The organism is Marinobacterium aestuarii (assembly GCF_001651805.1).
GTDB classification, from domain to species: domain Bacteria; phylum Pseudomonadota; class Gammaproteobacteria; order Pseudomonadales; family Balneatricaceae; genus Marinobacterium_A; species Marinobacterium_A aestuarii.
Genome location: NZ_CP015839.1, coordinates 1,557,061 through 1,571,505, shown reverse-complemented (window position 1 = coordinate 1,571,505; position 14,445 = coordinate 1,557,061). Strand labels below are relative to the sequence as shown.

General features: G+C 58.5%; 11 protein-coding genes and 1 pseudogene. 8 read left to right on the top strand and 4 right to left on the bottom strand.

Features of this window, described 5'->3' with window-relative positions; translation table 11 throughout:
* Positions 1-471: 471 nt before the first annotated feature.
* The 3 genes and pseudogenes from ltrA (at position 472) to A8C75_RS06995 (ending at position 4,609) form a co-directional block, all read left to right on the top strand.
* Positions 472-1,995 carry a group II intron reverse transcriptase/maturase gene (gene ltrA / locus A8C75_RS07005; protein ID WP_067379935.1) on the top strand — a complete coding sequence of 508 codons (1,524 nt, stop codon included), beginning with the start codon at positions 472-474 and terminating at the stop codon, positions 1,993-1,995.
* 80 nt (positions 1,996-2,075) lie between these two features.
* A pseudogene (locus A8C75_RS07000) lies at positions 2,076-2,543 on the top strand (IS3 family transposase); the annotation flags it as partial.
* 77 nt (positions 2,544-2,620) lie between these two features.
* Positions 2,621-4,609, top strand: a complete 1,989-nt coding sequence (locus A8C75_RS06995; protein ID WP_067379932.1) for a sigma-54-dependent Fis family transcriptional regulator — start codon at positions 2,621-2,623, stop codon at positions 4,607-4,609.
* 87 nt (positions 4,610-4,696) lie between these two features.
* Here the strand turns inward: A8C75_RS06995 and glpK are convergent, their stop codons facing one another.
* The gene (gene glpK / locus A8C75_RS06990; RefSeq protein ID WP_067379923.1) at positions 4,697-6,178 is read right to left on the bottom strand and encodes a glycerol kinase GlpK; all 1,482 of its coding nucleotides are present in this window, start codon (positions 6,176-6,178) and stop codon (positions 4,697-4,699) included.
* A 264-nt stretch (positions 6,179-6,442) separates the two neighbouring features.
* Between glpK and A8C75_RS06985 the strand changes: the two genes are divergently transcribed.
* From A8C75_RS06985 to A8C75_RS06970, 4 genes are all read left to right on the top strand, one after another.
* Positions 6,443-7,201 (top strand): DeoR/GlpR family transcriptional regulator, encoded by a 759-nt coding sequence (locus A8C75_RS06985; RefSeq protein ID WP_067379920.1) that lies wholly within the window; start codon positions 6,443-6,445, stop codon positions 7,199-7,201.
* 348 nt (positions 7,202-7,549) lie between these two features.
* Entirely contained in the window at positions 7,550-9,076 is a 1,527-nt protein-coding gene (gene glpD / locus A8C75_RS06980; protein WP_067379917.1) for a glycerol-3-phosphate dehydrogenase, read from the top strand.
* A 230-nt stretch (positions 9,077-9,306) separates the two neighbouring features.
* Positions 9,307-9,816: an AzlC family ABC transporter permease gene (locus A8C75_RS06975; RefSeq protein ID WP_067387056.1), complete on the top strand. Its 510-nt coding sequence runs from the start codon at positions 9,307-9,309 to the stop codon at positions 9,814-9,816.
* Entirely contained in the window at positions 9,813-10,127 is a 315-nt protein-coding gene (locus tag A8C75_RS06970; protein ID WP_067379914.1) for an AzlD domain-containing protein, read from the top strand. The genes A8C75_RS06975 and A8C75_RS06970 overlap by 4 nt, the downstream gene beginning before the upstream one ends.
* Positions 10,128-10,145: 18 nt before the next feature.
* Here A8C75_RS06970 and A8C75_RS06965 read toward each other — a convergent pair whose 3' ends face one another.
* Positions 10,146-10,664, bottom strand: a complete 519-nt coding sequence (locus A8C75_RS06965; protein ID WP_067379912.1) for a retropepsin-like aspartic protease family protein — start codon at positions 10,662-10,664, stop codon at positions 10,146-10,148.
* A 475-nt stretch (positions 10,665-11,139) separates the two neighbouring features.
* On the opposite strand from A8C75_RS06965, the gene A8C75_RS06960 reads away from it, so the two are divergent.
* Entirely contained in the window at positions 11,140-11,343 is a 204-nt protein-coding gene (locus tag A8C75_RS06960) for a hypothetical protein (protein WP_067379902.1), read from the top strand.
* 155 nt (positions 11,344-11,498) lie between these two features.
* Here A8C75_RS06960 and A8C75_RS06955 read toward each other — a convergent pair whose 3' ends face one another.
* The gene (locus A8C75_RS06955) at positions 11,499-12,260 is read right to left on the bottom strand and encodes an SDR family oxidoreductase (RefSeq protein WP_067379900.1); all 762 of its coding nucleotides are present in this window, start codon (positions 12,258-12,260) and stop codon (positions 11,499-11,501) included.
* 247 nt (positions 12,261-12,507) lie between these two features.
* Positions 12,508-14,397 (bottom strand): propionyl-CoA synthetase, encoded by a 1,890-nt coding sequence (locus tag A8C75_RS06950; protein ID WP_067379897.1) that lies wholly within the window; start codon positions 14,395-14,397, stop codon positions 12,508-12,510.
* Positions 14,398-14,445 lie beyond the last annotated feature (48 nt).

Here is a 14,445-nt window from a genome sequence, read left to right as displayed (position 1 = left end):
CGAGATCACTAAGCCAAGATGATCCTCAAGGCTAAATGTTGAAAGGCTGAAGAACATGAACCCATTCATCCGCCTCTGGGGGTTGAAATGTCACCACGGCTTACGTGATCTGATAAGCCGTACAGAAAGGGAAGGCAGTTTGACATGTAAGCGCTGCCGACCGAAGGAACCGTACAAATATGACGGGTTCCGGGACAGCAGAATCCATCACAGACGGGACTGCTGCTTTCTGTCAACTTGCAGCACGCAAGGATAAAGAGTGCGATGGGCAGCCTCCTCAACATGTTTGAGTCCAGATAGATGAACCGGGGAAGGTCAATGTCGGATGCCAAGGTGGCATGACGCCGATGCCGCATTGACTGACGGAGCTTCCGTAGTAGTCCGCGATGGGGAAAGCTCATTACATGGCGAAGGGGAGCAGTTTGAATGTGTTTGCCAAGCAAACTACCTGACCTAACAGGGTGAAGACCTTTGATAATCAGCGAAATGCAATGCAAGCTGGCCACATGGACGACAGCGGACCCCACTCGACGAGTTGACCGTTTGTTGCGCCTGATAGCACAGCCTGGCTGGTTGGCTGAAGCCGCCCGTATTACCCTGTCTTCCAAAGGCGCACATACGCCTGGCGTTGATGGGGTGGGCAAAGCGACGCTACTTGCCACGCTGCCAGAAATCCTGGAGACACTTCGGGGGGAGCTCCTCTCGGGTGCCTACCAACCGCTACCGGCCCGCCGGGTTTACATTCCCAAGGCCAATGGTACGCAACGGCCACTGGGCATCCCAACCCTCAGAGACCGCATCGTTCAACGAGCGATGCTCATGGCGATGGAACCCATCTGGGAGAGTGATTTTCATACGCTCTCGTATGGTTTCCGACCTGAACGCAGTGTCCACCATGCCATCCGTACTGTGAAATTACAGCTCACAGACAGTACCGCGACAAGGGGGCGCTGGGTCATAGAGGGTGACCTGTCCAGTTACTTCGATACCGTGCATCATCGCCTCCTGATGAAGGCTGTACGGCGCAGAATCAAAGATAATCGGTTCTTAGTGCTGCTATGGCGTTTTATCAAAGCTGGGCACATTGATGCCGGACTCTTTCGGGCTGCCAGCGAAGGGGTACCCCAAGGGGGCGTTATATCGCCGCTGTTGTCGAATATCATGCTACATGAGTTTGACCAGTATCTGCATGGACGCTACCTGAGCAAGAAAGCCCGCAATGACCGATTGTACTGGAACCGCAGTATCCAGATCGGTCGAAGTACGGCCATCCGGGAGAATTGGCACTGGAAACCCGCTGTTGCTTACTGTCGTTATGCCGATGACTTTGTACTCATTGTCAAAGGGACTAAAGCACAAGCTGAAGCGATCCGGGAGGAGTGCCGGAGCGTGCTCGAAGGGAGGCTGAAGCTGACACTGAACATGGACAAAACCAAGATTACCCATGTGAATGACGGCTTTGTCTTTCTGGGACATCGAATCATCCGTAAACGCAGCCGTTACGGTGATATGCGGGTGGTCTCGACGGTCCCTCGAGAGAAGGCTAAGAACTTCGCGGCATCGCTGACGGCCATGCTGTCAGGCAATTATAGTGAAAGTAAAATCGACATGGTTGAAGCTATCAATCGTAAACTGAAAGGCTGGTCGACGTTCTATAAGTTCGTTGATTTTAAGGCCAAAATATTCGGTCACATTGATGGTGTCGTGTTCTGGAAACTGGCCCACTGGCTGGGCCGCAAGTACCGTTCTCGAATCAAGCCACTGATGCGCCACTGGTTCAAGCGCCCGGCACCCGGTCAAAGCAAGACCTGGGTACTGTACGGTAAAACGAATCATGGCAACCTCTGTGGTGCCGTCCTGCACCGACTTGTTGGACAGGGCAAGAAACGGTTCCTGTGGCGTCTTCCAGAGGGTAACCCCTATCTGAGGACAGCGCCCAAGAGCACGTATACCTCGCGTTTTACTGAAGTGGCTATGGCGCTCGCCAGCAGTTGAACGGAGAGCCGGATGCGCTGAAAGGTGCACGTCCGGTTCGGAGAGGAGAGGCAGGGAAATAGTTTGACTACGCCTTGCCTCTTACTCTACTACCGACACGGGAAGGATGGCTCTATCTGGCCGTCTTTATTGACCTTTGCTCGCGCGCTGTTGTGGGTTGGTCGATGGGTAAGCGGATGCCGGCATCGTTGGTGAATGACGCCCTGAAGATGGCGATCTGGAAACGGCGGCCAAGTGCCAAACTATTGGTCCATAGTGACCGAGGTAGCCAGTATGCCTCTGATAGTTTTCAGCGCTTGCTGAAGAAACATGACTTCCGGTGCAGTATGAGTCGCAAGGGAAATTGTTGGGATAATGCCCCAGCAGAGAGCTTCTTTCACACCCTGAAGACCGAGCTGATCTATCACGAGGACTTCAAGACACGGGAAGACGCGAAGCAGGCCATCTTCGAGTACATCGAGGTGTTTTATAACCGGGTGCGACTGCACTCCAGCAATGATTACATGAGTCCTGTGGACTATGAATCAGCGCTACGAGCAGCCGCTTGAAAATGTGTCCGGAAAACTGTTGCCAGATCAGGACGCAGCTGAACAGCACACTATAAAAACAATAAAGAGCCAACCCCATGCGCATTCCGAACAGCGATACCGAACATGACAGCCTGATCCTCGATTCCTGGGACCGCTGCCGCTCGTTCGGACTGGAGCACGACAGCCAACCCGGGCTGCAGCAACTGGGCAGCTCCGAGTGCAAGGTACTGCGTGAGGAACACAACTCACTGGTGCACACCACCGGGCAGGAAGTACTACCCTTCTATGAAAATATTCTCTCCAACAGCAAATGCATGATTCTGCTTACCGACTGCCGCGGTCAGGTACTCAATGGCTGGGGTGATCAGCGCTTTGTCGGCCAGCGCCAGAAGGCCTTTTTCCAGCAGGGCACCAGCTGGCTCGAAAAGACCCACGGCACCAATGCCATAGGCACCGCCATCGCCTCCGGTCAGGCGGTGCAGGTGCAGCGCGATGAACACTTCCTCAAAGCCAACCGTTTCATGATTGGCTCTGCGGCCCCCATTTTCGATGTCAATCGCGACCTGTTGGGCGTACTGGATGTCTCCAGCGATGCCTACCTGCCCCAGGCCCATACCCTGGGCATGGTCAAACTGATGTCACAATCGGTGGAAAATCGCCTCATCATCAACACTTTCGGCGCTGAACACTTCTTGCTCACCTTCAATACCAATCTGGACAACCTCGACAGCCAGTGGTCCGGCCTGCTGGTATTCAACGAAGAAGGCACCATTATTTCAGCCAACAGGCGCGCCGAGCTGCTGCTGGGGTACGACCTGGCACTGGTCAGCATCAGCCAGCTGTTCGATTGCCCCCTGCGCGAGCTTAAAAACCAGCCCGAATTGCAGCCGCTGCAGCTCAGAACCCCCGGCCAGCATCATATGTACGGCGTGGTCAAAAGACCCATAGAACGGGTGATTCAGGCGGTGGATTTTCGCCAGCACAAAGCCGATGGCAACAGCACCCCGCCAGGCAGTCCGTCGGGCGACAACCGCACAGCACCGACTGCCGGCAATGGCGTCATCGGACTGGACCAGATCGGGTACGGCGATGCCCGCGTTGATCGCTGCGTACGCCAGGCCGAACGTATTATCGAAAAGGACATCCCCATTCTGATCCACGGCGAAACCGGCGTCGGCAAGGAAGTGTTCGTCAAGGCGCTGCACCAGCACAGCTCGCGCAGCCGCTTTGCACTGGTGGCGGTCAACTGCGCCGCCATTCCAGGCGAGCTGGTGGAGTCCGAGCTGTTTGGCTATGAAAAAGGGGCCTTTACCGGGGCCAGCAACAAGGGCGCCATCGGCCTGATTCGCAAGGCGCACAAGGGCACGCTCTTTCTTGATGAAATCGGCGAAATGCCACTCCAGGCCCAGGCGAGACTGCTGCGCGTGCTGCAGGAACGCAAGGTCACCCCGCTGGGCTCCACCGAGTCCTACCCGGTGGACATCAAGCTCGTTTCCGCCACCAACCGCTGCCTGCGCAGCCAGGTGCAGGAGGGGCTCTTTCGCCAGGACTTATACTACCGCGTCACCGGTTTGAATATCGAGCTGCCGCCGCTGCGCGAACGCACCGACCGGCGAAATCTCTTCCAGCAGGTGCACCTGATGCACCGCGACCCCAGCCAGAGCGCGCCCCTGTCCGAGGAATTACTCAACCTGTTCGACCAGCACCCCTGGCCCGGCAACATTCGCCAGCTGATCAGTGTTCTGCAGATTGCCCTGGCGATGGCGGACGAGGATGCTATCGAGCCCTGGCACCTGCCCGATGACTTCTTTCAGGATATAGAACAGCAGCGTAATGCCCTGCCCGAGCCCACGGGCAGCGCGCCGGTAAACACGCTAACGACTCGCACCCTGCCGGAGAAAGAAGCCGCCCCTTGGCCTGCAAGCACAGCAGCGGCGCCAGCGCAGGATGCAACCTCGACAGACGAGACACTGGCGGCCTACAGCCTGCATGAGGGCAATATATCCCGCACTGCCAAGGCGCTTGGCATCAGCCGCAACACCCTTTACAAGCGCCTGCGCGATCTCGGCCTGCGTCAGAGCTAAGCGACCCGAAGCAACCGCTCGCATAACAAAAAGCCGCCACTCCTTGATGGGAGCGGCGGCTCTTTAAGGTCACCCGGGGGTAGCGGGTTAGTTCGTCTGCACCTTGGATACAGCTTTTTTCCAGCCATCATAGAGGCCGTCACGACGGGCCTTGTCCATGCGGGGCTCAAAGCGGCGATCACACTGCCAGAGTTTTTCCAGTGATTCCAGCGAATCAAACACCCCTACTCTCAGCCCCGCCAGATAGGCTACGCCCAGCGCTGTGGTTTCGATGATTTTGGGCCTGTCGACGGTCGCGCCCAGAATATCGGCCAGATAGCTCAGCACCCAGTTGTTGACGACCATGCCGCCATCCACCCGCAGCGCCACCGGGCGCACACCGTCGCTCTCCATGGCCTTTTGCAGGTCCTTGGTCTGGTAGCAGACCGACTGCAGGCCCGCAGTCACGATCTCCTTGATGCCGGTATCCCGGGTCAGACCAAAGATGGCGCCGCGGGCATTGGGATCCCAGTGCGGCGCGCCAAGCCCGGTGAAGGCCGGCACCAGATAGACACCGTGATCGAGGGATGTCTGCTCCGCCAGGGGTTCTGCATCACTGGCACCACGAATCAGCTGCAGGCCATCACGCAGCCACTGGATGGTAGCGCCGGCCACAAAGATACTGCCCTCGAGCGCATAGGTAGGCACACCGTTCAGCCGATACGCCACGGTGGTCAACAGCCGATGTTCGGACTTGAGCGCCTTGAGGCCGGTATTGAGCATCAGAAAACAGCCGGTGCCATAGGTGCTCTTGGCCATGCCCTCGCGAAAACAGGTTTGCCCGAACAGCGCCGCCTGCTGGTCGCCAGCAACACCACAGACGGGTATCGCAGCCCCCAGCAATGCGGTATCCACCCACCCGAAGTCATCGGATGAGTCCATCACCTGGGGCAGCATGCTGGCCGGGATATCAAACAGATCCAGCAGTTCCTGATCCCACTGCTGGCTATGAATATTGAACAGCAGGGTGCGCGAGGCATTGGTGGCATCGGTGCGATGTTCACGCCCGCCGGTCAAATGCCACAGCAGATAGGTGTCCACTGTGCCGAAGGCCAGCTCACCGCGCTCGGCACGTTCACGCGCGCCCGGCACCTGCTGCAGTATCCAGCGCACCTTGGTGGCGGAAAAATAGGGGTCAATCAGCAGCCCGGTTTTGGCACTAATGAAGTCTTCCAGCTCCTGTTGCTTGAGCGACTCGCAGTACTTTGCCGTACGCCTGTCCTGCCAGACGATGGCATTGTAAAGCGGCTCGCCGGTGACGCGATCCCATACCAGGGTGGTTTCACGCTGATTGGTAATACCGATAGCGGCAATCTGCTGGGCCTCGATACCGCACTTGGCGATGACATCGCGACAGGTCTGCAGCACCGTACCCCAGATATCGGCCGGTTCATGCTCGACCCAGCCATCTTCTGGAAAGTGCTGCGCAAACTCCTGCTGGCTGGTCGCCAGAATCTGACCTTCGCCGGAAAAAACAATGGCCCTTGAGCTGGTAGTGCCCTGGTCGATAGCCAGTAGATACTTAGTCATGATTCGCCCCGCAGTTCACAAATGTTCTTTTTTGTTCGTATTCTTACCATTAGATCACTAAAAACCAAGCAGTATTTTCTTTTTCCATCATCACCACTCCGGTACAGCCAGGCCGCAGCTGCCATTTTTGCGCTATAAGTCCTTAAAACTATGAGATAATCAGCGCAATTACAGGCACCCTGGCAGAATCAATGCAATCCGCTGCGGCGAAGCGCCCTGATCAGCGCCAGCGCCGACATTGCCCCTGAAGGAAGAGTACAAGCCATGACACAGCGGCGCAGACAGGACCTGATTCTCGAGAAGGTCCAGGCCACCGGTTTTGTCACCATCGACGAGCTGGTCGAGCACTTTCAGGTGACGCCCCAGACCATCAGGCGCGACCTGAACCAGCTGGCACAGGATAACAAGCTGCGACGCCACCATGGCGGCGCCGGCGTTGAATCCAGCACCGAAAACACCGCCTACCAGGCGCGCAAGATCATGGATTTGGACGCCAAGGAAAAGATTGCCCAGCAACTGGTCAAGATCATCCCGGATGGCGCCTCACTGTTTATCAATATAGGCACCACCACCGAAACTATCGCCCGCGCCCTGCTCAACCACAACAATCTGCGCGTGGTGACCAACAACCTGCACGTAGCCTCGATTCTCTGCGCCAAGGAAGACTTTACCGTGATAGTCGCCGGCGGCGAGGTGCGTAACCGTGACGGCGGCATCGTCGGCGAAGCCACGCGGGACTTCATCAACCAGTTTCAGATGGATTTTGGCATTATCGGCATCAGCGGCATCCACAGTGACGGCACTCTGCTGGACTTCGACTACCGCGAAGTGCGGGTCGCACAGACCATTATTGCCAACTCCCGCCAGGTACTGCTGGCGGCGGATCACTCCAAGTTTGGTCGCAACGCCATGGTACGCCTGGGCAATATTGTGCAGGCCGACCACTTCTTCACCGACCAGACCCCGCCGGCGGAGATACGCCAGCAGCTGATCGACCATCAGGTGGAACTGCACGTCGTCTGAGGGCTGCGCCCTCAGTCCTGACGATCCACCCTGCTACACGCTTCCCCCTTGAGCCCCCCTTTCTTGCTGTCCTTACCAGCCCACGCTTAGCTGCGAACACAAGGCTGCAGCGGCATTCTTTACTCACAATTTCCTGCAATATCAGCGCGCCAACATTCGCATCGCCACCACTGCACTCATCAACCCGAATATATTTCATCAAAATAATGTTCGTTTATGATTGTTTGTTTTCGTTATCGAATAGTATAGTTGTATCCATCGTCTGATAGCCCTGCGGGGCATCGGCTCAACTACAGGATTCAGGGAGGCCCGCTTCTGGCCCCCTGCCGACGCGGAGACAGACACAGCATGACCTCTGAACAGACAGTCCAGGATCTCATCGTCATCGGTGGTGGCGTTAATGGCGCCGGTATCGCCATGGATGCGGCCGGTCGCGGCCTGCAGGTGATGCTCTGTGAAATGGATGATCTGGCATCGGCCACGTCCTCCAGCAGCAGCAAGCTGATTCACGGCGGTCTGCGCTATCTGGAGCATTACGAATTTCGCCTGGTACGCGAAGCCCTGGCGGAGCGCGAGTGCCTGCTGCGCAATTCGCCCCATATCATGTGGCCACTGCGCTTTCGCCTGCCCCACAGGCCCCATCTGCGTCCGGCCTGGATGATTCGCGCCGGCCTGTTTCTGTACGACAATCTGGCCAAGCGCGAACTGCTGCCCGCGTCCAACGGCATCAGGTTTGCGCCCCAGGGCCCGCTGAACAACGACATTAGCCGAGGCTTTGAATACTCCGACGGCTGGGTCGACGATGCTCGCCTGGTGGTACTGGTCGCCATGGCGGCCCGGGAGAGAGGCGCCGACATACGCACCCGTTCCCGCGTAATCAAGGCCGAACGCGAAGGCGAGCTCTGGGCGGTCACGCTCAAGTGTCAGCGCAGCGGCAACGAAGAAGTGCATTACTGCCGCGCCCTGGTGAACGCAGCCGGCCCCTGGGTCAGCCGGCTGTTCAACGAAACCATGACGATCCCTGCGCCCAAGCAAATCCGCATGGTGAAGGGCAGTCATATAGTGGTGCCGCGTATTCATGACGAGCATCAGGCCTATATTCTGCAGAACGAAGACAACCGCATCGTCTTCGTGATTCCCTACGAAGACAATTTCTCGCTGGTGGGCACCACCGATGTCGACTACCAGGGCGACCCGCGGGATGTCGCCATTTCGACGGAAGAAACCGACTACCTGATCTCGGTGGTGAACAGTCACTTCAAGCACAAGATTGCCGTCAGTGATGTGGTCTGGAGCTACTCCGGTGTGCGTCCGCTGATGGACGGTGAAGCCGACTCCGCCCAGAAAGCCTCCCGCGACTATGCCTTTGAAACCGACGCCGCCCCCGGCAAGGCACCGCTGCTGTCGGTGTTTGGCGGCAAAATCACCACCTACCGCAAGCTGGCGGAAGCGGCCACCAACAGCATTTGCGAGCACTTCCCCCAGGCCCGTGGCGGCTGGACCCGCACCGCGGCCCTGCCCGGTGGCGACTTCGAAAACCAGCACAAGCTGCTGAGCCAGCTCGCGCGCCAGTACCCCTGGCTACCGGTGGCGCTGGCACGCCGTTTTGTGCGCACCTATGGCACCCTCAGCCACAGCATTCTTGAGGGGTGCAGCACCACCGAGGATCTGGGCACGCACTTTGGCGCCACCCTCTATGCACGGGAAGTACGCTATCTGGTCGAACAGGAGTGGGCACTGGAGGCGGAGGACGTGCTGTGGCGACGCACCAAGCAGGGACTCTACCTGCAGGAAGCTGAATGTGCCGCCGTTGCCACCTACCTGAAAGAGCTTCTGAGCGAGGCACCATTGACGCTGATCTCAAAGCGCGGCTGAGCGCTCTGCCACCGCATATCCAGCCGTAGAACACACAGTCGTCAAACCCGACCAGAGCCGAGCGCAAAGGCCCGCGCTCTGGCCTATTAAATATTCCTGCATGTCCGCCAGGCTTGTAACAACGGGCCAGCCTATATCTGACCATCCAGTCATAAATCCATCCCGCCATACCCTCAGCGACTGCCCGGGCGGGCTATAATGTCCGGCCATTCCAGCCTGAAACTGCCTTGGTGACTCCTGCTCGCCTCTTCCTGACCGGCGCCCGTGACACCCTGCCACTGATACTGGCGGCCATCCCCTTTGGCATCGTCTATGGCGCGCTGGCCACCAGCAACGGTCTATCCCAATGGGCAACCCTGGCCATCTCCCTGTTTGTCTATGCAGGCTCCGCCCAGTTTATCGCCGTGACCCTGCTGGCCAGCGCCGCCGCCCTGCCGGTAATTCTGCTGACCGTCTTCGTCGTCAATCTGCGCCACATGCTCTATGCCGCCATGGTCGTCGCCTTTATCGGCATAGTGGTGCCAGCACTGCAAAGCCGCGCCCAGTGGGCATGTGCGTTCAGTGCTGGCGTCTGCTCACTGCTGACCTGGGACTGGCCGCATCAGAGCGGCCTGCTGTTAACGGCCCTGGTGGCCATCACTGTGGGGGGCGTGCTGGAGCGACGCGATAACAAAGCATCCAACCTGCCGGCATATACAGCCGAGACGCCAACAGCTGCGCAGGAAGAGGGTTCAAAATGAATGAATGGATTCTGATTGCCGGCATGGCCGCATTGACCTTTGGCCCGCGCTATCTGCCGCTGGCCCTCGCCGGGCGGGTACGCATACCACCGCTGATCGAACAGGCGCTGCGCTTTGTGCCCATCGCCGTACTCAGCGCGATCATCACCCAAACAACGCTTATTCGTGGGGGTGCACTGGATTTCGACCTGGGCAACGCCCATCTGCTGGCGGCGGTGGCCGCCTGTATCGTCGCCTGGCTCAGCCGCGGACTATTCCTCACAGTCGCGTCCGGAATGCTGGTCTATGGCTTTGCGCTCTGGCTGCTATGAGAGCAGCGCTGATTGGCGTCAATGCAGGCGCAGCGTCAGGGTATCGCCACGCTGCACCAGCTCCAGATCCTTCATGAAACTCATGCCCAGCAAGACGATGTCCCCCGGCATGCCGGGGTTTATATTGCCGGCCACATTTCGCAGCACTATGGAGCCCAGGCGTACTTCGTCCAGCTGAGTATCGTACACTGTGACCAGGCCGTTGGCGGTGGTGGCCTGGCTGGCATGGCCCTTCTTCAGGCCCAGCCGTGTGGCCAGGGACAGCGGCACGCTGATGCGCGTCGCCCCCGTATCCACCAGAAACTGCACCGCCTCGCCGTTGATGCGCCCGGGCGCTATATAGTGCCCGCTACGGCTGCGCTGCAACACCACTTCTACAGGGCCAGCACCGTCCACCACCATCAGGTCAGCGTTGGGGTTGTGCTGATCCTCCAGCCAGTGTTCAAAACCCAGCACCAGCACTGCCAGTAACGACAGCCAGGCAGCAAACCACATCAGACGACCGGCACGAGGTTCCCGGGGGTTGGAATCATTCATGCTTTTAAAGGCAGCTCGCAACGCGTTTAGTTCATTATCGAGTCAGGCTTGAAGCAGCCTGACGCCGACTCGCCCGGCAAAAGCATAACACGCCACACCGGCATTCAGACCGCAGCGCAGCACGCAGCGGGATCCAGGGCTGACCGTGAAAAACTGCGCAGCATCGAGGCCGGCCGAGTGAGTCGATAAAAAGTGAATGAATTTAACAGATGTAGTGCCGCCACACGGGCATCATCAAAATCATAATCTGCGTCAAATGCCGGTATTAAAGGCGCTTAACAGCGACCATGCCGAGGAATCGCCGGCCAGCGGAGAACAAATAGATGAATATTTCTAATCATTAAGCTGAAAAAGCGTCGTTTGAGTCAATATCGTCGACTGAGTACTATGGCGCCATCAAATGATTGCAGCGCTCTACGGAGCCAATGGTTTGGGGACCGGCAATTACTTGCAACCGTGACACGAGGCAAACGCGATGAATAGCACAGAGCAGACTGAAAAAACCGTAGCGCAATTCGACATCAACAACTTCGACTTGCAGGACATCATGGACCGCGCCCGCGCTGAGCGCTCCAAGACTTTTTACGCGTTTTTCAAGTCGCTGTCGCTGAGTCGCCGCCAGGTGGTGCCGGTGTGGGAACAGGCTTTCAAGCAGCTGTTCGCCCGCTTCAGCCACTGAGTTACCGCTTTTCCTGTGATACCTGTTTGATTTACTTGTTGTTCGTTTTTTTCGGTCGGCCCCGGTAACCCGGGACCGGCCTTTTTTATGTCTGCACGAACCTGCCCGTCCAGGGATACACAGGCGCCGGGACCCGATTCCAAGGCGGATACGCGTTAAACGCGCAAACCACCATCCATCTCGACAATCCGACCGGTAAAGAAATCGTTCTCGATGATGTATTGCAGCGTGTGAGCCATTTCCGACACTTCGCCCAGGCGCTTGAGCGGCACCGCCTGCAACATGCGCTCGATGGCTTCGGGTTTCATTTGCGCGGTCATCTCGGTGGCGATCACGCCCGGGGCGATACCGCCGACACGAATGTTGTAGCGCGCCAGCTCACCGGCCCAGCTGGTAACCATGGTCGCGACGCCCGCCTTGGTGGCTGAATAGTTGGTCTGCCCCATGTTGCCGGCGCGGGACACCGACGAAATATTCACGATCACGCCGCCCTCGCCCTGCTCCGCCATGATGGCAGCCGCCTCCCGGCCACAGAGGAAAGTCCCGGACAGGTTGACATTGACCACCGAAGACCACTGATCAAAACTCATTTTTCCGACCAGCTTGCCGTCTTTCAGCTTGATCAACAGGCCATCACGCATCAGGCCGGCATTGTTCACCAGGCCATGCAGGGCGCCAAAGTCGCGCCTGATGGCGACAAAAACGCTTTCCACCTGGTCTTCCACGGAAATATCACACACATAACCCCGTGCCCGGACACCGGCCGCTTCCAGCTGCTGAACCGCTGCATCCAGGCTCGCCTGGTTCAGGTCAATCAGCGCCAGCTGGCCACCCAGGGACGCCAGGTGCTGCGCCATGCCAAACCCAAGGCCACGGGCACCGCCGGTGATTACAAATACTTTGCCGTCAATTTGCATGCTGAGACTCCTGCGTCGACTGGTTGCTGTTTTTTGTTACTTGCCACTTTGTTATAGACCAATAGCGCCAAGTTGACGTTAACGTAAAGATTACCTCGACAGGAGAGCGAAGGCGAGCAAAAAATAAGTGTTTACCCCTGCGGATGTTGGCATCTCTGACCCGCGCAATACTGACCAACACAAAAAAACGGCGGACTCGTGTCCGCCGTTATCTGCCGGTATCACTGCAGGGGCTGCAAGGCAGGCGCTACACCAGACCGGCCTGCTGCATGGCACTACTGATTTCCGGCAGGATGCTGGCGTCATCAATGGTCGAAGGTGCCTGGTAGCTGTCACCAACGGCGATCTTGCGCAGTATGGCCCGCAGAATCTTGCCAGAACGGGTCTTGGGCAAGCGCTGCACCACCAGAACACGGCGAAAACAGGCCAGTGCGCCCACCTGTTCCCGCACCCGTTGTACCAGTTCCGCCTCCAGCCGGGCCCCGTCAATGTCCTCTCCGGACTTGAGCACCACCAGCCCCACCGGCAACTGGCCCTTGAGCGCATCCTGCACGCCGATCACGGCACACTCCGCCACCGCCGGATGACCGGAAACGACCTCTTCCATTTCCCCGGTGGAAAGCCGGTGCCCCGACACGTTGATCACATCGTCGGTGCGGCCGGTGATAAATACATAACCGTCTTCATCTTTGAAGCCACCATCGCCGGTATGGTAGTACCCGGGAAAGAGGCGCAGATAGGCATCGGCGAAACGTTCAGGCTGATTCCAGATACTCCAGGTCACACCCGGCGGCATGGGCAGACGCACGCAGATATTACCCGATTCCCCCGTCGCGACTTCCTCGCCATCGCCGTCCAGCACCCGGATGTCATAGCCCGGAATCGGCTTGTTGGTGGAGCCCAGGCGCGGCGCGGAAGGGTTGTCCCAGCCGGTCATGGCCGAGGTCATGGGCCAGCCGGTTTCGGTCTGCCACCAGTGGTCCATCACCGGCACGCCGAGCAGCCCCGCCAGCCAGTCGTGGGTGGAGGAGTCCAGCTTTTCGCCGGCCACAAACAGGCGCTTGAGGCTAGACAGGTCGTAGGCTTGGCTCAGACGCCCCTCGGGGTCTTCCTTGCGCACGGCCCTAAAGGCGGTGGGCGCGCAGAACATGGCATTGACGCCATAGTCTTCAATCACGCGCCAGTAGGCACCGGCATCGGGGGTACGCACCGGCTTCCCCTCGTAGAACACGGCACTGCAGCCCCCCATCAACGGGCCGTAGACGATAAAGGAGTGGCCCACCACCCAGCCGATATCGGATGCCCCCCACCAGACATCGCCAGGTGCCATGCCGTATACATTGCGCAACGCATACAGCAGTGCCACGGCGTGGCCGCCATTATCGCGCACTATGCCCTTGGGCTGTCCGGTGGTGCCGGAGGTATAGAGAATATACAGCGGGTCGGCGCCCTTCACCGGCACACAGGCAGCGGATTCAACGCCACGCTGAACCTCGTGCCAGTCAAGATCCTGTGGGGCCCGCATCTCGGCACGCAGCAGCGGACGCTGCAGCACCAGGGTATGGGCCGGTTTGTGTGTCGCCAGTGCAATGGCCTTGTCGACCAGCGGCTTATAGGCAATGGTCTTGTCCATCTCGATACCGCAGGAGGCGGTCAGAATCAGCCGCGGCTTGGCATCGTCAATCCGCACCGCCAGTTCATTGGCGGCAAAACCGCCAAACACCACCGAGTGCACCGCACCGAGCCTGGCGCAGGCCAGCATGGCCACCGCCGCCTCAGGTACCATCGGCATGTAGATCACCACTCGGTCGCCCTTGCCGACACCCAGTGTTTTCAGCGCACCGGCAAAGCGCGCCACCTGGCCCAGCAACTCGGTGTAGCTGATCGCCTGCTTGACGCCGCTGACCGGCGAGTCGTAATAGAGCGCAACCTGATCGCCGCGGCCCTGCTCGATCTGCCAGTCGAGCGCCAGATAGCAACTGTTAAGCTCGCCATCGGCAAACCAGCAATGGCTGCCCTGGGGCGTTTCTTCAACTATGGTGACGGGCTTTTTGAACCAGGCAATCTGTTCGGCCTGCTGTGCCCAGTAAGCCTGCGGATCTTCCAGCGACTGACGATAAGCGTCGGTATAGTCCATTGCGCTACCCTCGTATTGTTGTTTTTGTCAGCGGAAACGGGCGCCGTT

Coding starts and splice junctions, on each gene's coding strand:
- glpK (WP_067379923.1), bottom strand. CDS start 6,178: ATGACTAAGTATCTACTGGCTATCGACCAGGGCACTACCAGCTCAAGG.
- A8C75_RS06985 (WP_067379920.1), top strand. CDS start 6,443: ATGACACAGCGGCGCAGACAGGACCTGATTCTCGAGAAGGTCCAGGCC.
- A8C75_RS06950 (WP_067379897.1), bottom strand. CDS start 14,397: ATGGACTATACCGACGCTTATCGTCAGTCGCTGGAAGATCCGCAGGCT.
- A8C75_RS06995 (WP_067379932.1), top strand. CDS start 2,621: ATGCGCATTCCGAACAGCGATACCGAACATGACAGCCTGATCCTCGAT.
- A8C75_RS06955 (WP_067379900.1), bottom strand. CDS start 12,260: ATGCAAATTGACGGCAAAGTATTTGTAATCACCGGCGGTGCCCGTGGC.
- glpD (WP_067379917.1), top strand. CDS start 7,550: ATGACCTCTGAACAGACAGTCCAGGATCTCATCGTCATCGGTGGTGGC.
- A8C75_RS06970 (WP_067379914.1), top strand. CDS start 9,813: ATGAATGAATGGATTCTGATTGCCGGCATGGCCGCATTGACCTTTGGC.
- A8C75_RS06965 (WP_067379912.1), bottom strand. CDS start 10,664: ATGAATGATTCCAACCCCCGGGAACCTCGTGCCGGTCGTCTGATGTGG.
- A8C75_RS06960 (WP_067379902.1), top strand. CDS start 11,140: ATGAATAGCACAGAGCAGACTGAAAAAACCGTAGCGCAATTCGACATC.